We start from the raw sequence: 20,774 nt of genomic DNA, 5'->3' as shown, positions 1-20,774 counted from the left end.
CGGGCCGGAGGCTGAGGGCTGGAGGCCGGAGAGGCAGGCGAGGGCTTCAGGGGAACCCCGCCGGGAGGCAGTGTTAACGGTCCGCCAGACCGTTAAATGGACGGAACCCGCCGGGAGGCAGTGTTTAACGGTCCGCCAGACCGTTACTGGCTCGTTGGCGGGGAAGGGCTGTGCGGATAACGGCTCCCCAACTTGACAGCGTGAACGAGATGTAACTATAATGATTACATCGAAAGGGTGTTGCGCATGAAGATCAGCAGTCGTTTTTCCATAGCCGTTCACGTATTGTCGTTGCTGGCCATTACGCCAAGCGCCCACAACACGTCGGAGTGGATCGCCGGAAGCGTCGGGACGAACCCTGTTATCGTTAGAAGGGTAATGGGACAACTTAAGAAGGCGGGTCTCGTGACGGTTAAGGCGGGCAGCGGAGGCGCTCACCTGACCAAAAGCTTGGACGAGATTACTCTTTTGGACGTTTACCGCGCGGTTGACGTTGTCGAGGAAGGCAAGCTGTTCAATATCCACGACGAGCCGAATCCGCAATGCCAAGTAGGCGCGAATATCCAAGCCGTGCTGCAGCTGCTGCTGGTGCGTGCCCAGGAGGCGATGGAGGGCGTTCTGGCGGATATTACAATAGAAGAACTGGTGTCCGTTCTCTCCAAGCAAATTCAATCTCGTGCTTGAGGCGCTGGCTGCCGTTTTTTTGTGCAATTGTTGTAACTGATTCGGTTACAACATGCCATTTACAACACTCCTTTCAACCCTTTTTCTAAACACCACTCTAGGGAGGCATTCGGATTATGAAAATCGGAATTATAGCGGCAAGCGGCAAAGCGGGAGCGGCCATTTTGAAGGAAGCGGTATCGAGAGGGCACGAGGTAACGGCGTTCGTGAGGGACGCATCAAAAATTCAAGACGGCGGCGTAAAAGTCGTGCAGAAGGACGTATTCCAGTTAACGGCGGAAGACGTGGCAGGCCTGGATGCCGTCGTGAACGCCTTTGGCGCTCCGCTGGGCCAGGAGCATCTGCACTCGGAAGCGGGCCATGCATTGATCACAACGTTCCAAGGCGCTCCCGACACCAGGCTGATTGTCGTCGGCGGGGCAGGAAGTCTGTACGTGGACGAGGCCAAGACGCAGCGTTTGGTGGATACGGCGGAGTTTCCGGACATGTTCAAGGCAACGGCCTCCGCTCAAGCCCAAAACCTGCAGGAGTTGAAGGGATCGACAGGCGTCAAGTGGACTTTCGTCAGCCCGTCGGCCTTCTTTAATCCGGAAGGCAAACGGACGGGGACGTATCGCATCGGCAAAGACAACCTGTTGGTCAATTCCGCCGGCCAGAGCCACGTCAGCTATGCCGATTACGCGATCGCCATCGTGGACGAGATCGAGAATCCGCAGCATTTGAACGAGCGGTTTACGGTCGTTTCGGAGTTCGAATAAGCCGACTGATGTCAGAGAAAGAAAGAGGAGCCGTCCCGAACCAGGGCAGCTCCTCTTCTTTATTCTTTTTCGTTCTGATGATCCACGACGGCGTTGTTCTGCTCGAACGCTTCTGCCGCTTCCTCCGCGGAAAATTCCACGTCGTCCTCGCCGGGGACGGGCAGCTTGTTCAGCGGAGTCGCTTGAACCTCCGCCTTGGACAATTGGTTTTTGTGGTTGGTCACGGTAATATCGCTCCTTTGCCTCGACTTGATCCAAAAATTAGTTTGCGGAGGAGGGGGCCATTTTATGCGCTTCGAGGAGCGCCGTTGATACTCCGATAACTTCCGCTTGCTACGATAAGGGCAAAACGTATGGAGGTGCTTGGGATGCCGGAAATTCGTTTGGCCCTGTTTACCGACACGTACGCCCCGGAGATGAACGGGGTGGCTAAGACGCTGGAGCGATGGACGGCTTACTTGCGAGGGCAAGGAATCGCATGCCGGGTGTTCGCTCCCTCGCGTCCGAGAGGAGAGGCGTTGGTGCCCGATATGGCCGAGCGGCTAAGGAGTATCCGGTTTTTCCTCTACCCGGAGCTGCGGTTCGCGGTGCCGCAGATGGCCGGCGCGGAGAGCAAGCTGCTCGACTTCAAGCCGACCGTTGTCCACGTCGCGACCCCCTTCGGCGTCGGAGTAACGGGGAGGCAGCTCGCCCTGAAGCACGGAATTCCCCTCGTTGCCTCGCACCATACGCATTACGTCCGGTACCTGCCTTTCTACAATCTCCAATGGCTGAGCAAAGCGACCTGGAAATATATGAACTGGTTTCATCGGCCTTGCCAACGAATCTATGTGCCTTCGCCGTCCGTGTTGGAGGAGTGCCGCGCCGACGGGTGGGAAGGGCTTGAAATCTGGAGCCGGGGCGTCGATACGTCGCTGTTCCGGCCGGAGCCCGATCGCCAAGCGCTGCGGGACGCGCTCGGACTGAGCCGCACGCGCTTCGCCGTGCTGTATGCGGGGAGGCTGGCTCCCGAGAAACAGCCGGAGGTGGCGGTAGAAGCCGTTCACCGGTTCGTGCATGATACGGGAGTCGACGCGGAGCTGCTGCTGGCTGGAGACGGTCCCGCCGCGGAGAGCGTGAAGGCGCTCGCGGACCGACTGCACGTTCAAGCCCGCTTTCTCGGGGCGCTGCCGCAATCCGAGCTGAGGCGCATGATGGCCGCTTCCGATGCGCTGCTCTTCCCTTCCGCGACCGAGACGTTCGGCAACGTCGTGCTGGAAGCGATGGCCTGCGGCCTCCCGGTCATCGGGGCCGCGGGAGGAGCCGTGCCGGACCACATCCGGCACGGGGATAACGGGTTGCTCTGCCCGCCGGGAGACGCGGATGCCTTCGCGGTAGCGCTCTCCCGGCTGCACGAAGACACCGCGCTGAGGACGATTTTGTCGGCGATGGGAACGAGGGAAGCTTCCCGCCGTTCGTGGGACGGCGTATTCGGCCGTCTGCTCGAGGACATCGGGAGGGCAAGCGCGCCCGAGCGGGCCGTTGCCGCGGGAGGGGCCGCGCGATGAACATTGCCGTATTCGGAGCGGGCTATGTCGGACTCGTCACGGCCGTCTGCTTGTCGGACCTGGGATTCCGGGTCCAGGTCGTCGAGAAGGACCGCTCTAAGCTGAGCAGATTGCAGGCGGGAATAAGCACGATCTACGAGCCGGGGCTTGAGGAGATGCTCGTTCGCAATCTGGGCGAGGGCCGGCTGATCTTCACGGACGACGCCCCGCTGGCGATTCTCGAAGCCGAGGTGCTGTTCGTCTGCGTCGGCACGCCGTCCCGGCCGGACGGAAGCGCGGATATGTCGCAGATCGAAGCCGTGACCAAGGAGATCGTGGAGAACAGTCTCGATTCGGGATACAAGCTGATCGTCGTCAAGAGCACGGTCCCCGTCGGCACGGGCCGCTGGATCGAAAAGATGAGCGCCCTGTACGCCAAAGGCCGCAGGGTGAACCTGGAGATTGCGTCCAATCCCGAGTTTCTGCGGGAAGGCGCGGCGGTGAAGGAGTTCATGCATCCGGACCGAATCGTCGTCGGCGCAGCCTCCGAGCGCGGCCGCGCGCTAATGGAAGACGTCTACCGTTCGTTCGACTGCCCGAAGCTGTTCACGGATTCGCATACGGCGGAAATTATCAAGTATGCGGCCAACTCTTTTCTTGCGACCAAAATCTCCTACATCAACATGGTGTCCGACCTGTGCGAGGAGACGGGAGCCGACGTGACGCTGGTGGCCGAGGGAATCGGCTTCGACAGGCGGATCGGGGCGGATTTCCTGAAAGCCGGACCGGGCTTCGGCGGTTCCTGCTTTCCGAAGGATCTCCGCGCGTTCGCGCACGTCGGCAGATCGTACGGCCTTAACTTCGGCCTGCTGGAGCAGGTGATGCAGATCAATCGCGAGCGTTCGCAGCGCATGATCCGCAAGCTGCGGGAGCAGCTGTGGGTGCTCGGCGGCAAGCGGATTGCCGTGCTCGGGCTGACCTTCAAACCCGGAACCGACGACGTCAGGGAGACGCCTGCCGCGTCCGTCATAGAGGCGCTGCTTGCCGAGGGGGCTTCCGTACTGGCGACGGACCCGCTCGGCATTGCCGGTTTTCGCGAGATGTACGGGAGTCTGGCGGAGAGGATCTCGTTCACGGTAAGCCCCGGGGAGGCGTTGCTCGGCGCTCATGCCGCGGTGATCGTCACCGATTGGGACGCGTACCGCGAGCTTGACTGGGCGGACGTCAAGGATCGGATGGAGACGCCGGTGCTGCTGGACGGAAGGAATATGCTCGATCGCGCGGAGATGCGCCGTCTCGGCTTCGCGTTCATGGCGGTCGGACGGTAGGTGGAGGCGGATGACATTTTTTCCCTGACTGTGGTAGGATAGGACGGAAGTATGCAATCGGGGAGAGAACGGATGAAAAAGCTGCTGTTGGCCGTCGTTGCGCTTGCCGTGCTGTATGGTGGATTCTACGTGTATGCCGAAATGGAAGGCTACCCTTGGAAGCGTGCGCAGATTCAGAAGGACGCGGTCCGATATATGAAAGAAAAATACGGGATGGATGCGAAGTCGGCGGGGAGCGCGTTCAACTTTAAGTTCGATACGTATATCGCCAAGGTGTACGATGTCCGTGAGGGCGAAGAGCGAATCATCCGGGTGGAAAGGAACGCGTATTACGATGAGAGCGGGCCGCCGGACGAGCCGATGAAGAGATTGGGCGAACGTCTGGAGGACAATTACGCGGAAGTGTACTGGGGGCTCCGAGCGGAGGAGCGTCTTCGCGAAGCGTTCCCCCGCGTATACGGGAATGAAGATATCGACCGAATCCGAGTTTCCACGACCTATCGAATGCAGGCTTTGGAAGAAGGGCTAAGCGGGGAGATGGACGCGGACGGGGTCCGCATTCCGGAGAAGCCGACGGAGGGTCTTCAAACCTGGGATATCCAGTTGGTCTCTAAGGATTTCTCGGAGGCGCTGCTGGGGGAATTGGTCACGGCTATCCGCCAGATGCGGGAGTTCGGCCCGGAAGCGGATCTCAACGTGTATACCGCGCTCGCGGAAGAGAAGGAGGGGGAAACGCGCGGGAAGACGAAGTACTTGAACTTGGAGTTCGAGAAGTTCGGAACGATAAACGGGATCGAAGATTTGCGGGCGGCGCTCTCGGAATATTGAGGAAGGGGTCGGCGCTTGGGGCTCGCGGGAATGTCACAAACCTTCGTTCTTCGTTGTCTTCTATAAGTAATGAATTTGGCACATAGAGAACGGAGGACTGACGATGACAGTAGCCCAAACCTACGAGCGGCATCGCTCCGCGCTGTTCGGACTGGCCTACCGCATGCTGGGGATGGCGACGGATGCGGAAGACATCGTCCAGGACGTGTTCGCTCAATATATGCAGTCGGATACGGAGGGCATTGCAAACGAGAAAGCGTACTTGGCGAAAATGACGGCGAACCGCTGCATTAATCTGCTGAAGTCGGCGCGACGCAAGCGGGAGACGTATGTCGGGGAATGGCTGCCCGAGCCGCTGCCGGACGGAGACCGGGCCGCAGATCCGGCGGAACGCCGCGAAAGCATTGGCTACGCTTATCTCGTGCTTCTGCAGAAGCTGACGCCCCTGGAGAGAGCCATCTACGTGCTAAAGGAAACGTTAGGGTTCGAATACGCGGACATTGCGGACATTCTGGAGCGTACCGAGACGAGCTGCCGGAAGACGTTCAGCAGGGCGAAGGCGAAGATGGGGGATGACGCGGCGCCGCGGCAGGGAGAAGCGGCCGAGGAGACGAAGGAGCGGTTCGCCGAAGCGTTCCTTCGGGCGTCGGATACGGGCAATTTCAAGCCGCTGCTCGCCTTTCTGCTCGACGACGTCATTATGATCTCGGACGGAGGGGGCAAAGCGCGGGCCGCCATCTATCCGATCGTCGGATTTCCGAGGGTGTTGGCGTTCTTCGAAGGGTTGTCGGCGAAAGGAGTGTTCAAGGAAGGCTTCGAGCGCGTCACGCTGAACGGAGACCCCGGCTTGGCGCTGCGCAGGGATGGCGGAATCGCGAACGCGATCTGCGCGGAATGGGAGCCCGGAGGCTCCCGTATCCGCCGTCTCTACCTGGTTGTGAATCCGGATAAGCTGACGAAATTCAATCGAACGCTCCCGGGAACAAGCCCGTGGACACGCTGATCCGGTTCCACGAGTTGATCGCGTTGATCGCCATGATCAGGTCGACGAACTGCTTCTCGTCGAAATGCTCGCGGACGCGGTCGTAAACGTCGCGAGGTACTCCGGCCTCGGACAGCTTGGTGGCATACTCGGTCAGTTCGAGCACGGCGCGCTCCTTCGCGGTGAAGTGGGGCGCTTCGTGCCAGGCGGTCAGCACCATGATCTTCTCCGCGCTTACGCCCATGCTCAGCAAATCTTTGGCGTGCATGTCGATGCAGAACGAGCAGTTGTTGATCTGTGAAGCGCGCAGCTTGATCCATTCGTACAGTTCATGATCGAGACCGCTGTTGCGGATAAACTGCTCGAGTCCGAGCAGGGCTTTGAAGGCTTCCGGATTAGCGCTGCGATAATTCATTCTTGTTTCCATTTGGACTCTCTCCTCTGGGGGTCTTTTTTTTGCTTGCGCAGTTAAGACAATGAGAGGGACGGTTTTGTGACGTTGTTCCTTGGAAGAAAGTCGCTGGTCGCAGAAGCACGCTGATGGCTTGGCAGATGATGAAGAGTCTTGGCGCTGTCCAAGTTATATCGTTAAACACCCGGTACGCCTTGCCGGTCGTGTATGCATAGAACTGTGCACTGAAGAACGGAAAAATGAAGAAAGAATAAAATATGTTGTAGAAGGAGTTGTATGGTTCGACGGAGAATAGGTGAATACGACTATATTTTACATAATTCTACCATATAAGAGGTATTGGGAACTAGGTGCCAAGTCGGTTGCGACGATGGGAAAGGAGGGATTCTTCTGGTTTACATTGCGCATATCCGGGAAAGCGATCGGGCAATCCAAACGGTCAAAAATCATCTCCTCGAGGTCAGAGAACTGGCTGAGAAATACGGAGCTAAGCTTGGCGTCAAGCACATGGCCGGTCTGGCCGGGATGCTCCATGATCTCGGGAAGTACGCCAACGCTTTTCAGACGTACATTCGCGAAGCGACATCTAATCCGAATGGGTCCTCTAGAAGGGGCGAAGTGGATCATTCGACAGCGGGCGGCAAGTTGCTGTACGACCTGTTTAAGCGAGTCAAAAGCTCGAAGTATCAAGAGATTGTGGCGGAAATCGTGGGGAATGCGATTATCTCGCATCATTCCTATCTTCACGATTTCCTGGGGCCGGGAACGGTATCCGACTACTTTCGCCGCGTCAGAGACAAGGAGATCGAAGAATACGAACAGACCAAGCGAATCTTCTTCGAGGAGGTCATGGACGAGCAGAGCTTTCAGGAATACGCGGAAGCGGCGGCTAACGAATTGCAGGCGTGTCTGACCCCTCCCTCTCCCGATAACGGGGCTAAGCTGATGTTTCTGACTAAGTATATTTTCAGCGCATTAATCGATGCCGATCGGACGAACACCAGAGTTTTCGAAAATAACGGGACGGCGAGCCGAGAGCGTGAACGCGATGAGCTGTTCGCAGACTACTACGGGAAACTGATGCGTAAAATCGAGGGTTTGCAAGTGGTCAGCCCAACAGGGCGGACTTCTCTGATTAACGAGCTGCGGCAAGAGATGTCGGAAATGTGTGAGAGGTTTGCAGCCAGACCTTCCGGCATTTATACACTGTCGATTCCGACAGGCGGAGGCAAAACGCTGGCCAGCTTGCGATATGCGCTTAAACATGCGCTCATCTACGGGAAAAAGCATATCCTTTACGTCGTTCCGTTCACAACGATTATCGAGCAGAATGCCGGCGAGGTTCGCGGAATTATTCAGGACGACGGGAATCTGCTGGAGCATCACTCCAATGTGGTGGACGATGCGGAGGATAACGATGAGTTGGAGGACAGGACGTTCTCCGCCCGGCAGAAGCTCAGGCTAGCCAAGGACAATTGGGATTCTCCGATTGTGTTCACGACGATGGTGCAGTTTCTGAATACGTTCTATGCGAAGGGAAGCCGTTACATTAGAGGGCTGCACAATCTAGGCGAGGCGGTCATCGTTTTCGACGAAGTGCAGAAGGTTCCGGTTCATTGTCTGTCGCTGTTTAACCGGGCACTTAATTTTCTGAAGGACAATGCCCGTTCCAGCCTGATTCTCTGTACGGCGACCCAGCCGGAGTTGAGCTTCGTCCGACAAAGGCTTGCCATCGATTCGGATGCGGAAATGATCGCCAATCTCCCTCGAGTCATCGATGCGTTCAAGAGGGTGGAGATTCACGATCGTGCAACGCAAGGGGCAATATCAACCGAGGGGCTGGCCGAGTTTGTCGGAGAGCGGCTTGAACAGGCGCGCAGCATTCTTGTCATCCTAAACACGAAAGCTGTCGTCAAAAGCTTGTACGATCGGCTGTCGGGGGGCAGGGTTCCGGTCTACCATTTGAGCACCTCGATGTGTGCGGCGCATCGCAGCGGCATTTTGGAACAGGTCAAGCTGCACTTGAAAAACAAGGAAACGGTGGTGTGCATCAGCACGCAGCTCATAGAGGCGGGCGTCGACATCAGTTTCGAATGCGCGGTGCGTTCCTTGGCTGGGCTGGACTCGATCGCTCAGGCTGCGGGGCGGTGCAATCGGCATGGCGAGCGGCAGGACGGACAGCTTGGACAGGTCTATCTTATCGATCACGCCGAGGAGAAGCTGGACCGATTGCGAGAGATCAAGGCGGGCAAGCAGATTGCGAGGCGCATGCTGCTTGTCCTGCAGCGGGACAGCAGCGCGTATGGCGGACATCTCCTGTCCACACAGGCGATGGAGGAGTATTTCAAGGAATTTTACACCGAATTCGCATCCACTCTGGATTATGACATTAAGAAGCTCGGAGTCACGATGACGCAATTGCTGATGACGAGTACCAAGGGCAGCCCGTACTACCGGGAATACGTGGATTGGACGAAGGAGCCTTTGCGCCTGGGCCTTACCCATAGCCATCGGACTGCAGCGGAGCACTTTGACGTTATCGAAGATTTGACGACTTCGGCGATCGTTCCTTACGGAAGAGGCGAGGAGATCATTGCCGAGCTGACGGGCGGAGGGACGATCGACAATCTGTCGCAGTTGCTGCGAGAAGCGCAGCAGTATACGGTGAATCTGTTTCGCTATCAGTGCGATTTGCTTACGAGCAATAACGGGTGGGTCAAGCTGCTGGACGGGAAGGTTTTTGCGTTGAAGGAAAAGGCGTATAACAAGGAGTTCGGCGTCGACATTGAAAACGACAGCGGTAGCAGCCTGCATATGTGGTAGAGAAAGGAGGTGGAAAAATGAGGAATGCGATCGAGTTTACCGTCTATGGCAATTACGCTCTCTTCACCGATCCTTTGACGAAGTTGGGAGGAGAGAAGCTTTCCTACCAAGTGCCGACCTACCAGGCGCTTAAGGGGATTGTGGAGTCCATTTATTGGAAACCCACTCTCATTATGTACATCGACAAGGTAAGAGTCATGAACGCCATCCGTATGGAATCGAAGGGAATTCGCCCGTTGGAGTACGGGGGCGGCAATACGCTGGCCAACTACACGTACCTGAAAGACGTGCGCTATAACGTGCGGGCGTATTTCGAGTTTAATCCCCACCGGCCCGATCTGACTCATGACCATAACGAAAACAAGCATCACAACATACTGCAAAGAGCGCTGCGTGCGGGAGGCAGGCGGGACATTTTTCTCGGGACCCGAGAATGTCAGGCTTATGTCGAGCCCTGTCCGTTCGACGAAGGCACAAGCTTCTACGACGATTACGGCAACATTCATATGGGGACGATGGTGCACGGCATTAACTATCCGGACGAGACGGGGCGCAATCAGATGGAGGTGCGGCTGTGGAATCCGGTTATGAAAAACGGCGTAATCTCCTTTGTGCGTCCGGAGCAGTGTGAACTGGTGCGTACGGTGAAGGAGATGACGCCGAAGCGTTTTGATCCATCCCAGATCCAGTTGGCGGACGAACTGCTCGAGCAACTGGAGGAAAGGAGACCGTCATGAGCTGGCTGCTGAATTTGTACGGCACTTACGAAGCCAATCGGGAATTCGTGGGACACGTCGAGAAAAAACATAACGGTCAGGAGTTCACCTTGCTGCCGATCTGCCATACGACCCAGAACGCCCATATCGAGGTTGAGATTACGGAAGACGGGGAGTTCCTGACCGCATTCGTCGTGGACAAGAACGAAGTGAGCACGTTGATTCCGTGTACGGAAAGCTCGGCAAGCCGTTCCGGCCTAGCGGTGGCTCCCTATCCGCTGCACGACAAGCTGAGCTACGTTGCCGGAGATTACGTCGCCTACGGCGGCGAGGTCAAGACCGGGGAACTGCCCTATGCCGTCTACATTCGGGAGCTGGAGAAATGGGCCGAATCGGCGCATGCTCACCCCAAGGTCAAGAGCATCTATACCTACTTGAGCCAAGGCCGGCTCATTCAGGATCTGGTTCGCCACAAGGTGCTGTGCGTCGATGCCGATCAGCGGCTGGTGGACAGATGGGACAAGAAGGTTGAAGATTTGTACCCCGTTAAGCCGGAAATCTTCTCCGTCGTGCCCGGCGATCAGACGAGCGCCTTCGTCCGGTTTAATGTTCACGCTCCGGGCAAGCACCTGGTCAAGGTGTGGAAGGACCCGGAGGTGTACGAATCCTTTATCCGCTACTATAGCGAGCAACTGGGCGACATCGATTACTGTTACGTGACGGGCAGGCGGCTTCCTGCGACGGAGAGACACGCTAACAAGATCAGACACTCCGGAGACAAAGCCAAGCTGATCTCGGATAACGACAGCAGCGGCTTCACGTTCCGCGGCCGGTTTAATGTGGGCAAAGAGGCCGCGACGATCAGCTACGAGGTATCGCAGAAGGCGCATAACGCGCTGAAGTGGCTGATCAACCGTCAGGCCAAAATGATCGATCAACGCGTGTTTCTCGTATGGGGCAACGACGAGGTGGACATTCCTGCGCCCGACGACGATTCGTACGATCTGGACATCGGCATGCCGGGCGAAGAGAACGAGCGCTATGCCTATACCCGGAAAGCCGTTGCCGAAGAGGTGTCCAAGGCGATCGACGGCTACCGGAACAGGCTGAAGGAGATCGTCTCCGACAAGGATGCCCAGGTGAACATTCTGGTGCTGGACTCGGCCACGACCGGGCGAATGGGCGTGCTGTACTATCGCAATATGAATAAAGAGTTGTACCTGGACCGGCTCGTCCGCTGGCATTCGACCTGTGTCTGGCTCCACCGCTACCGCAAAAACGAACAGGGCGAGTTCGTGCAATTTTACGGTGCGCCGTCTACGAAGGATATCGCTTTCGCCGCCTACGGTCCCCGAGCGGGCGAGAAGATGGTCAAAGGACTGATGGAACGCATGCTGCCGTGCATCGTCGACGGAAGAGCCGTCCCGAGAGACATTGTGGACATCGCCCGCCAGCGTGCTTCGAATCCTTCCGGCCTGGAGAGATGGGAATGGGAGAAGACGCTGAGCATCGCCTGCGCCTTGATTAACGAGAAGGAGGAATTAGACGTGGCTTTGGATGAGCAGAACAACCAACGCGATTACTTGTTCGGACGCCTGCTGGCGATTGCCGACGTGCTGGAGCGCAACGCTCTAGGTCCGGACGAACGGCGTGCAACCAATGCAATTCGGTACATGAACGCTTTCTCCAGACATCCGGAAAGAACGTGGAGAACGATTCAGGCGTGCTTGCAACCTTACCAGGCGAAGCTAGGGGCCAAAGCAACCTATTGGTCCAAAATGATCGACGAGGTCGGCTCTCGGATCGCTATTGGGGACTTTAACAACAAGCCGGTATCCGGACTTTATTTGCTGGGATTTTATAGCCAAAGACACGAATTGTACCGAAAAAAAGAGACGAAGGACGACGCGCCGGAAAATACCAATTAAGGGGAGAACGAGATGACAACTCTGGATCATAAAATCGATTTTGCCGTAGTGCTGTCCGTCAAACATGCGAATCCAAACGGAGATCCGTTGAACGGAAACCGTCCCCGTCAAAATTACGACGGCTATGGCGAGATTTCCGATGTGGCGCTCAAGCGCAAAATCCGCAATCGTCTGCAGGACATGGGCCAGCCTATCTTTGTGCAATCGAACGACCGGAAGACAGACGCATACGGCAGCCTCCGGGAGCGTGCCGACGCCAATGCGGAACTGGAGAAAATCTTGAAGGCCAAGACGGTATCCGGAGACGAGTTCTCCAGAGTGGCCTGCCAGCAGTGGCTGGACGTCCGCAGCTTCGGCCAGGTATTCGCCTTCAAAGCGGAAAAAGGCTCGTCCGGCGTATCCGTCGGAGTCAGAGGCCCGGTGTCCATCCATCCCGCAACCAGTCTCGACCCTGTCGATATTACGAGCTTGCAGATTACCAAGAGCGTCAACTCCGAGCCGGGCGCGACTCGCGGCTCCGACACGATGGGAATGAAGCATCGGGTCGATTCCGGTGTATACGTGTTTTATGGGAGCATTAACTCTCAACTGGCGGAGAAGACCGGGTTTACCAATGAAGATGCGGAGCAGATCAAGCAAGCGTTGATCACCTTGTTCGAGAACGACGTGTCCTCGGCCAGGCCGGAAGGGAGCATGGAGGTTCATACCGTCTATTGGTGGGAGCACTCTTCCAGGCTGGGCCAATACTCCTCCGCCAAGGTGCACCGTTCGCTTGCGGTCGAAAAAGTGTCGGACGAGCCTAAGGCTTACGAAGATTATCGGTTCAGCGTGAACGAACTGGAAGGCCTGAAGGTGCAAGTCATTAACGGGCTGTGAGAGAAGACGACGACTATCTGATGCTGTCGGGCATCCAGCATTTTCAGTTTTGCAAGAGGCAGTGGGCCTTTATCCATATCGAGCAGCAGTGGGAAGACAACGTCAGAACCGTGGAAGGCCAGCACTTGCATCGAAATGCGGATCAGCCTTTTACGAGAGAGAAGCGGGGAGATAAGCTTATCGTCCGCGCAATGCCGATCAGATCCGATTCTCTCGGAGTAACGGGTGTTTGCGATGTAGTCGAATTCATCAGAGATGACAAGGGTGTGGAGATCAGCGGCACAGAGGGAAAGTATCTCGCTTATCCGGTAGAGTACAAGAGGGGAAAGCCGAAGGCGGCAGACGAAGATAGGATGCAGTTGACCGCCCAGGCCCTCTGCTTGGAGGAAATGCTGCTCTGCGACGTTGATGTAGGGTACTTGTTTTACAACGAGATCAAGCATCGGGTTGAAGTTCCGATTACCCCGGAGTTAAGAGACAAGGTCAAACGGACGGTCGCCGAAATGCAGGATTACTATCGCCGGAGGCATACGCCCAAGGTGAAAACCGGTTCTTTCTGCAAGAACTGCTCCTTGCGGCACATTTGCTTGCCGGACATGATGAGCAAGAGGTCGGTTCGCAGTTATATAGAAGGGAAAATCAAGGAATGAAGAAGCTTCTGGGAACCTTGTTCGTCACTCAGCCGGACGTTTACCTGTCGCTTGACGGCGACAATGTGGTGATGTCGAAAGAGCAGCAAAAGCTTCACAGGCTGCCGCTGCACAATCTGGAGTCGATTGTCGCTTTCGGCTATACCGGGGCGAGTCCGGCGTTGATGGGGTATTGCGCTGAACGCAACATTTCTTTGGTCTTCCTGACGATGAACGGCCGGTTTATTGCGAGAGTGATCGGAGAGAGCAAGGGCAATGTGGTGCTGCGGAAGAAGCAATATCTATTGTCGGAGGATCAAGCCACATCCGCGAGAATCGCCCGGAATTTTATCCTTGGCAAAATGTATAACCATAAGTGGACGCTTGAAAGAATGACCAGGGATTATCCGTTGCGTATTGACGTCGACAGCTTTAAGGACGCATCGCAGCAGCTATCGACGCTCATGACGGAAGTCCGGGTTTGCGAGGATCTGGAGCGGCTAAGAGGGCTGGAAGGCCAGGCCGCCGTCAGCTACAACAAGATATTCGATCAGATGATTTTGCAGCAGAAGGAGCATTTTTATTTTCATGGCCGTTCACGGCGGCCCCCGCTCGATAATGTAAACGCGATGCTTTCCTTTGCGTACACGCTGTTGTCAAACGATATGGCGGCGGCCCTGGAAGGCGTTGGACTGGATGCTTACGTCGGATTTCTCCATCGTGACCGCCCGGGACGAGTCTCCCTGGCGCTGGATGCCATGGAAGAGCTGCGAGGCGTATTCGCGGACCGTTTTGTCCTTACGCTGATCAACAAAAAAACGGTGAACGGGGAAGACTTTCTGAAAAAAGAAAACGGAGCGGTCATTATGAAAGAAGACGCCCGGAAAAAGTTTCTGAGCGCATGGCATGAGAAGAAACAGGAGACCATCGTGCATCCCTATCTTGGCGAAAAGATTGCTTGGGGACTCGTTCCGCATGTACAAGCCTTGCTCCTGGCAAGATATTTGCGCGGCGACCTCGACGAGTACCCCCCTTTCTTGTGGAAGTAGGTGAACGTGTTTGCTTGTATTGATCACTTATGATGTCAGTACGGTCAGCAGCGCAGGTCAGCGAAGACTGCGTCTGGTCTCGAAGGCTTGCCAGAATTATGGCCAGCGAGTACAGAACTCCGTATTCGAATGCGTTGTCGACGCCACTCAGTTTGCAACGCTCAGATTAAAGCTGCTTGATCTGATCGATCCGAAGGAAGACAGCCTCAGACTCTATCAACTAGGCAACAACTACAAGAGCAAAGTAGAGCATGTCGGCATAAAAATGGCATTGGATTTGGAAGGCCCGTTGATCCTCTAAATCAGGTGCGAATGTGAAGCTCCCATAAAAACCCTGGGGGATTCGCACCACAAATAGGCTTCGATTTTTACTTAAATGTAAATTTTATGCATTTAATAAGGTTGATTAATGAGTTATAGCGAAGTTTAGCGCCTGTTTTAGGCTCTTTTGGCCTAAATTTCGCTGTCGCATCCCTCGCGGGATGCGTGGATTGAAATCTTGACGCCCAAGAACAGGCCGCTAAAGATCGCCTGTCGCATCCCTCGCGGGATGCGTGGATTGAAATATGCACGAGCGCAGATTGGAGGCGGCGTCCAGTGTCGCATCCCTCGCGGGATGCGTGGATTGAAATCGCGACAAGCATACGGCCGTTTTTGGGACGACGGTCGCATCCCTCGCGGGATGCGTGGATTGAAATGCGGAGGTTGCGGCCCTGCTCGATCTCATCCTCGGTCGCATCCCTCGCGGGATGCGTGGATTGAAATTTCGCGGCTCAAATTTTGAGGCTCAACCTCAATAGTCGCATCCCTCGCGGGATGCGTGGATTGAAATCTGAGCCTCGCTACGTCGTTGCTGCGGGAAAGTTTGTCGCATCCCTCGCGGGATGCGTGGATTGAAATTTGAGCCCCGATATACACGAGATCTTGTCCGTCGTCGCATCCCTCGCGGGATGCGTGGATTGAAATTTAGCGTTATCGTCCATTATTAGGACCTCCTAAGTCGCATCCCTCGCGGGATGCGTGGATTGAAATCCATAGAGAGGATGGGATACAGAAGGTGCGGGAGTCGCATCCCTCGCGGGATGCGTGGATTGAAATGGCATATACGCCCATTACGAATGAGCAGACCTTAGTCGCATCCCTCGCGGGATGCGTGGATTGAAATCTTAGTCAAAAGGAGGTAGCAGCTCATCTTGGAAGTCGCATCCCTCGCGGGATGCGTGGATTGAAATAAGATAACAACCTTATATCCAGAGGGCTTGTGACGTCGCATCCCTCGCGGGATGCGTGGATTGAAATGCAATTGCAGGGTGAGGAGACCCGTAAGCGCATGTCGCATCCCTCGCGGGATGCGTGGATTGAAATCTCAGGTCATCAATATTACGGATCAGCTTCCCAAGGTCGCATCCCTCGCGGGATGCGTGGATTGAAATCTAACGCTGACCTTCCGCGATGGAGCCGTTTCGGGTCGCATCCCTCGCGGGATGCGTGGATTGAAATAGAAAGGAGGTAGGCAGTACCTTGGACAAGCCCTGGTCGCATCCCTCGCGGGATGCGTGGATTGAAATCCGGAACACAGCATATGGCTCCGCGAGGATCAGGTCGCATCCCTCGCGGGATGCGTGGATTGAAATCACTAGAATGCCATCATTTCGTTTCTCGATGACTGTCGCATCCCTCGCGGGATGCGTGGATTGAAATCCATGAGTCGTAATTGATTTGATTCGCCAACGCCTCGTCGCATCCCTCGCGGGATGCGTGGATTGAAATGGTCCAACGCTTCCTTAACCGTAAAGTTCGTAAGTCGCATCCCTCGCGGGATGCGTGGATTGAAATTGGGTGCAGCTTGGAGCAAGTATAAAAAGCGTGTGTCGCATCCCTCGCGGGATGCGTGGATTGAAATCTCGCCGAATCCAATGGTCCGGGTGCACGGGCTGTCGCATCCCTCGCGGGATGCGTGGATTGAAATTCAGCCAGAACCGCGGCGTTCGCCGTCTTGTCGGGTCGCATCCCTCGCGGGATGCGTGGATTGAAATACACACAAGGAATACAGCGATCCATTTTACAACGGTCGCATCCCTCGCGGGATGCGTGGATTGAAATGTTAATATCCATCCTACCACGCTCCTATATGAAAGTCGCATCCCTCGCGGGATGCGTGGATTGAAATAAGCCGAACGAGCTAGTGAGACCAACCAAGTCGACGTCGCATCCCTCGCGGGATGCGTGGATTGAAATCGCACCGCAGCTCAATTTGACATTGACCGTCGAGGTCGCATCCCTCGCGGGATGCGTGGATTGAAATTCCTATGCTTGATGCGTTCATTTATAGTTGCCAGTCGCATCCCTCGCGGGATGCGTGGATTGAAATCTTTTACCATATCCGCAGCTCGAACTTCTATGGGTCGCATCCCTCGCGGGATGCGTGGATTGAAATGAATCCAACCCGCTCCATGTCCGCGATATAGATGGTCGCATCCCTCGCGGGATGCGTGGATTGAAATAGGGATATAGAACCACTTATAGAAAGGGGCTAAGTCGCATCCCTCGCGGGATGCGTGGATTGAAATGCTAGCGTCCGGCGTCTGGACCTGGCTGAACCAGTCGCATCCCTCGCGGGATGCGTGGATTGAAATATGACGCCCGGAGCTCGGACGCTGCAGCAATGCGGTCGCATCCCTCGCGGGATGCGTGGATTGAAATCTCCATATTGCGCCGAAACTTCGGCTTCTAGCGCGTCGCATCCCTCGCGGGATGCGTGGATTGAAATATATCACGGCATCACCTGAAGAGATGAAGGCAAGTCGCATCCCTCGCGGGATGCGTGGATTGAAATTTAGCGATAAATGTCTCGATGAAATCCAGTGCCTGTCGCATCCCTCGCGGGATGCGTGGATTGAAATGATCAGCGTCATGATCGCCTGAACGGCTGACGTGTCGCATCCCTCGCGGGATGCGTGGATTGAAATCGTAAATGGATTACAAGCGAAGTCATTCCGTCCGTCGCATCCCTCGCGGGATGCGTGGATTGAAATCGGTCATGTCCGACCTGAACGATTCGGAAACCCAGTCGCATCCCTCGCGGGATGCGTGGATTGAAATATTCAGCGCGGCGCAAGCTTCCGTCCAAATGGCGTCGCATCCCTCGCGGGATGCGTGGATTGAAATAGTACGACGATGGTCGTCCGGACGAGGTTCATGACGTCGCATCCCTCGCGGGATGCGTGGATTGAAATCGTCGTAACGCGCGGTACCTTTGAATACCGTTTGTCGCATCCCTCGCGGGATGCGTGGATTGAAATACGATGTGGGCGAACGACTGGACGGGACTCCCTTGTCGCATCCCTCGCGGGATGCGTGGATTGAAATCGCTAGACAAAGCTCTCTCCAAATACGATAACGTGTCGCATCCCTCGCGGGATGCGTGGATTGAAATATCTATTCGCGTTGACGTAAGCGACGTACTTTTGTCGCATCCCTCGCGGGATGCGTGGATTGAAATAACCGCAACAATGAGTTGATCTTGGAGCCTAGAGTCGCATCCCTCGCGGGATGCGTGGATTGAAATCACGCTTCCCCAGCGCCTCCCTGAGACGCCAGAGGTCGCATCCCTCGCGGGATGCGTGGATTGAAATATTGATTTGTGCTCTCATTTTCTACCTCCTGTTGTCGCATCCCTCGCGGGATGCGTGGATTGAAATAACGGGCTTGCCTTCGGATAGCAGCTCGGACGCGTCGCATCCCTCGCGGGATGCGTGGATTGAAATCTTGCATCGGGGTCACGGTGATATTGCTAACGGCGTCGCATCCCTCGCGGGATGCGTGGATTGAAATGTTGCCCCTGTCCCCGTCGCCCCTACCCTAGCGTGTCGCATCCCTCGCGGGATGCGTGGATTGAAATCTGAATGCCGAGCACATCCACGCTCCGGCCCATGTCGCATCCCTCGCGGGATGCGTGGATTGAAATAAGAGCAGGAATTACAGACCAAAGCTTTGCAGAGTCGCATCCCTCGCGGGATGCGTGGATTGAAATTAAGGAGGTTTCATATGTTCGGTTATAATCCCGCGTCGCATCCCTCGCGGGATGCGTGGATTGAAATATCTTAAGACCTCCGTTTTACAACGATGCCCCAAGTCGCATCCCTCGCGGGATGCGTGGATTGAAATTCGGGGGTCGACATAGGGCCACGGGTTGACGCGTCGCATCCCTCGCGGGATGCGTGGATTGAAATCTCAAAATCCAGCTTGACCGGGGATGCAATCGTGTCGCATCCCTCGCGGGATGCGTGGATTGAAATCCAGATGTTCGGCGTGCCGCTCGAGCGGATCGTTGTCGCATCCCTCGCGGGATGCGTGGATTGAAATGAGTCAAACTACTATATGAAGGACTGATACTAAAGTCGCATCCCTCGCGGGATGCGTGGATTGAAATGTCGAAAATTTCCCGGAGGGCGGCGAGTATGCGTCGCATCCCTCGCGGGATGCGTGGATTGAAATCGGAAGCACCGGACATCCGAGTCCCGCGCGGGCTTGTCGCATCCCTCGCGGGATGCGTGGATTGAAATTTTGCAGCAAGTCTTTAATCTTCAAAAAGCCCGAGTCGCATCCCTCGCGGGATGCGTGGATTGAAATCGACCAACATTACCCAAGTATCTCCACAAACCGTGTCGCATCCCTCGCGGGATGCGTGGATTGAAATCTGTCCCGATCCTGGGAACGATCGCGTGTGGCGAGTCGCATCCCTCGCGGGATGCGTGGATTGAAATCGTTAACGACTCGAACTCGTCTATGTGCCATCAGGTCGCATCCCTCGCGGGATGCGTGGATTGAAATCATGCGTTTGATCACTTTATAGCCTTCTGGCATGTCGCATCCCTCGCGGGATGCGTGGATTGAAATCTCCAATAGGTTTATAGTTTGTTTTGAAGCAGTAGTCGCATCCCTCGCGGGATGCGTGGATTGAAATTTGCCGAAAGGCCGGTATTCGAAGATATTCCTTGTCGCATCCCTCGCGGGATGCGTGGATTGAAATATCGCGTTGGCCAACTCACGAATACTCGGTGCAGTCGCATCCCTCGCGGGATGCGTGGATTGAAATCTAAAACGAACTGGAGGACGAAATGAAGGGGAGAGTCGCATCCCTCGCGGGATGCGTGGATTGAAATTCTTTGCCCGTGATGCCGTACGTCCGCTCGAGATGTCGCATCCCTCGCGGGATGCGTGGATTGAAATAAAGAGCGTCCGCTCTATGAGCCTGACATGGACAGTCGCATCCCTCGCGGGATGCGTGGATTGAAATAAGACGGATGGCAGCACAGGCCTGCACGGAGGTTGTCGCATCCCTCGCGGGATGCGTGGATTGAAATCTGGAGCGAGGCGGATTACAACGTGACGACGATCGGTCGCATCCCTCGCGGGATGCGTGGATTGAAATAGGATGCGAACGGGCGGGGGGCCGTACACTATCGTCGCATCCCTCGCGGGATGCGTGGATTGAAATATCGAAAATGCCTATAATCAAGTGCGTCCGCTGGTCGCATCCCTCGCGGGATGCGTGGATTGAAATACTTCGATGCCGTTAATGACGGCTGTCGAATCATGTCGCATCCCTCGCGGGATGCGTGGATTGAAATTCCGAACAAACTGGAGCAAACCATTAACAAGGCGTCGCATCCCTCGCGGGATGCGTGGATTGAAATATGGACAAGCCTAGAAATCCAGCATATGCGACGGTCGCATCCCTCGCGGGATGCGTGGATTGAAATACAGCAACGAAGACATGATCATGCGCCCTACTAGTCGCATCCCTCGCGGGATGCGTGGATTGAAATAGGTATCCGGCTCTCCCCCAATCGCAGGGTCAGGGTCGCATCCCTCGCGGGATGCGTGGATTGAAATTGGTAGGACGCCACGTGTACCACTCCCCTTTTTTGTCGCATCCCTCGCGGGATGCGTGGATTGAAATATGTTGTCCTCGGGAATGTAGGCATCAAAAATAGGTCGCATCCCTCGCGGGATGCGTGGATTGAAATTGATTTGACGAGCCGAAAACGACTTGGTGTAAGGTCGCATCCCTCGCGGGATGCGTGGATTGAAATAGCTTGCCAGAGAATCTATAGGGTTAACTATTGGTCGCATCCCTCGCGGGATGCGTGGATTGAAATATTTTTGCTTACGGTCGATCACGTTAAGAGTCTCGTCGCATCCCTCGCGGGATGCGTGGATTGAAATAGGA

At 55.8% G+C, this 20,774-nt stretch carries 15 protein-coding genes and 1 CRISPR repeat array; of the genes, 13 read left to right on the top strand and 2 right to left on the bottom strand.

Going from position 1 to position 20,774, the window contains the following annotated elements:
• The first annotated feature begins 246 nt into the window (after window positions 1–246).
• Both B0G52_RS34595 and B0G52_RS34590 read left to right on the top strand, forming a co-directional pair.
• On the top strand, window positions 247–684 hold the full coding sequence (locus tag B0G52_RS34595) for an Rrf2 family transcriptional regulator (protein ID WP_094051001.1): 438 nt from the start codon (window positions 247–249) through the stop codon (window positions 682–684).
• 116 nt (window positions 685–800) lie between these two features.
• On the top strand, window positions 801–1,442 hold the full coding sequence (locus tag B0G52_RS34590; RefSeq protein ID WP_094051000.1) for an NAD(P)-dependent oxidoreductase: 642 nt from the start codon (window positions 801–803) through the stop codon (window positions 1,440–1,442).
• A 59-nt stretch (window positions 1,443–1,501) separates the two neighbouring features.
• On the opposite strand, the gene B0G52_RS36040 is transcribed toward B0G52_RS34590, so the two are convergent.
• Window positions 1,502–1,666, bottom strand: coding sequence for a hypothetical protein (locus B0G52_RS36040; RefSeq protein ID WP_198960785.1), 165 nt, complete (start codon window positions 1,664–1,666; stop codon window positions 1,502–1,504).
• 144 nt (window positions 1,667–1,810) lie between these two features.
• On the opposite strand from B0G52_RS36040, the gene B0G52_RS34585 reads away from it, so the two are divergent.
• The 4 genes from B0G52_RS34585 to sigJ all read left to right on the top strand — a co-directional run bounded on the left by B0G52_RS34585 (window position 1,811) and on the right by sigJ (window position 6,127).
• A complete protein-coding gene (locus B0G52_RS34585; protein ID WP_094050999.1) occupies window positions 1,811–2,989 on the top strand; it encodes a glycosyltransferase family 4 protein in 1,179 nt (392 codons plus the stop codon).
• Window positions 2,986–4,296, top strand: a complete 1,311-nt coding sequence (locus tag B0G52_RS34580) for a UDP-glucose dehydrogenase family protein (protein WP_094050998.1) — start codon at window positions 2,986–2,988, stop codon at window positions 4,294–4,296. The genes B0G52_RS34585 and B0G52_RS34580 overlap by 4 nt, the downstream gene beginning before the upstream one ends.
• Window positions 4,297–4,368: 72 nt before the next feature.
• Window positions 4,369–5,124 carry a YfjL-like protein gene (locus tag B0G52_RS34575; RefSeq protein ID WP_094050997.1) on the top strand — a complete coding sequence of 252 codons (756 nt, stop codon included), beginning with the start codon at window positions 4,369–4,371 and terminating at the stop codon, window positions 5,122–5,124.
• 103 nt (window positions 5,125–5,227) lie between these two features.
• On the top strand, window positions 5,228–6,127 hold the full coding sequence (sigJ, locus tag B0G52_RS34570; protein WP_094050996.1) for an RNA polymerase sigma factor SigJ: 900 nt from the start codon (window positions 5,228–5,230) through the stop codon (window positions 6,125–6,127).
• On the opposite strand, the gene B0G52_RS34565 is transcribed toward sigJ, so the two are convergent.
• Entirely contained in the window at window positions 6,087–6,533 is a 447-nt protein-coding gene (locus B0G52_RS34565) for a carboxymuconolactone decarboxylase family protein (protein WP_094050995.1), read from the bottom strand. The two genes, sigJ and B0G52_RS34565, sit on opposite strands and share 41 nt — an antisense overlap.
• Before the next feature lie 375 nt (window positions 6,534–6,908).
• Here B0G52_RS34565 and B0G52_RS34560 point away from each other — a divergent pair, with 375 nt between their 5' ends.
• From B0G52_RS34560 to cas2, 7 genes are read left to right on the top strand one after another with little or no spacing between them, the layout of a single operon-like run.
• Window positions 6,909–9,341: a CRISPR-associated helicase/endonuclease Cas3 gene (locus tag B0G52_RS34560; protein ID WP_094051009.1), complete on the top strand. Its 2,433-nt coding sequence runs from the start codon at window positions 6,909–6,911 to the stop codon at window positions 9,339–9,341.
• Window positions 9,342–9,358: 17 nt separating this feature from the next.
• A complete protein-coding gene (cas5c, locus tag B0G52_RS34555; RefSeq protein WP_094050994.1) occupies window positions 9,359–10,078 on the top strand; it encodes a type I-C CRISPR-associated protein Cas5c in 720 nt (239 codons plus the stop codon).
• Window positions 10,075–11,985: a type I-C CRISPR-associated protein Cas8c/Csd1 gene (gene cas8c, locus B0G52_RS34550; protein ID WP_094050993.1), complete on the top strand. Its 1,911-nt coding sequence runs from the start codon at window positions 10,075–10,077 to the stop codon at window positions 11,983–11,985. The genes cas5c and cas8c overlap by 4 nt, the downstream gene beginning before the upstream one ends.
• 12 nt (window positions 11,986–11,997) lie before the next feature.
• On the top strand, window positions 11,998–12,861 hold the full coding sequence (gene cas7c / locus B0G52_RS34545; protein WP_094050992.1) for a type I-C CRISPR-associated protein Cas7/Csd2: 864 nt from the start codon (window positions 11,998–12,000) through the stop codon (window positions 12,859–12,861).
• Between the two features lie 20 nt (window positions 12,862–12,881).
• A complete protein-coding gene (gene cas4 / locus B0G52_RS34540) occupies window positions 12,882–13,511 on the top strand; it encodes a CRISPR-associated protein Cas4 (protein WP_094051008.1) in 630 nt (209 codons plus the stop codon).
• The gene (cas1c, locus tag B0G52_RS34535) at window positions 13,508–14,539 is read left to right on the top strand and encodes a type I-C CRISPR-associated endonuclease Cas1c (RefSeq protein ID WP_094050991.1); all 1,032 of its coding nucleotides are present in this window, start codon (window positions 13,508–13,510) and stop codon (window positions 14,537–14,539) included. Before cas4 ends, cas1c begins: the two co-directional genes overlap by 4 nt.
• 10 nt (window positions 14,540–14,549) lie before the next feature.
• On the top strand, window positions 14,550–14,840 hold the full coding sequence (gene cas2 / locus B0G52_RS34530; RefSeq protein WP_094050990.1) for a CRISPR-associated endonuclease Cas2: 291 nt from the start codon (window positions 14,550–14,552) through the stop codon (window positions 14,838–14,840).
• A gap of 164 nt (window positions 14,841–15,004) precedes the next feature.
• Window positions 15,005–20,770: a CRISPR direct-repeat array (repeat unit 33 nt; unit sequence GTCGCATCCCTCGCGGGATGCGTGGATTGAAAT).
• Window positions 20,771–20,774 lie beyond the last annotated feature (4 nt).

Origin of the sequence: Cohnella sp. SGD-V74, from assembly GCF_003001675.1 — a bacterium.
In the GTDB taxonomy this organism is placed as follows: domain Bacteria; phylum Bacillota; class Bacilli; order Paenibacillales; family Paenibacillaceae; genus Cohnella.
The sequence above is the reverse complement of the archived record's forward strand: the minus strand, read 5'-3'. Positions and strand labels throughout refer to the sequence as shown.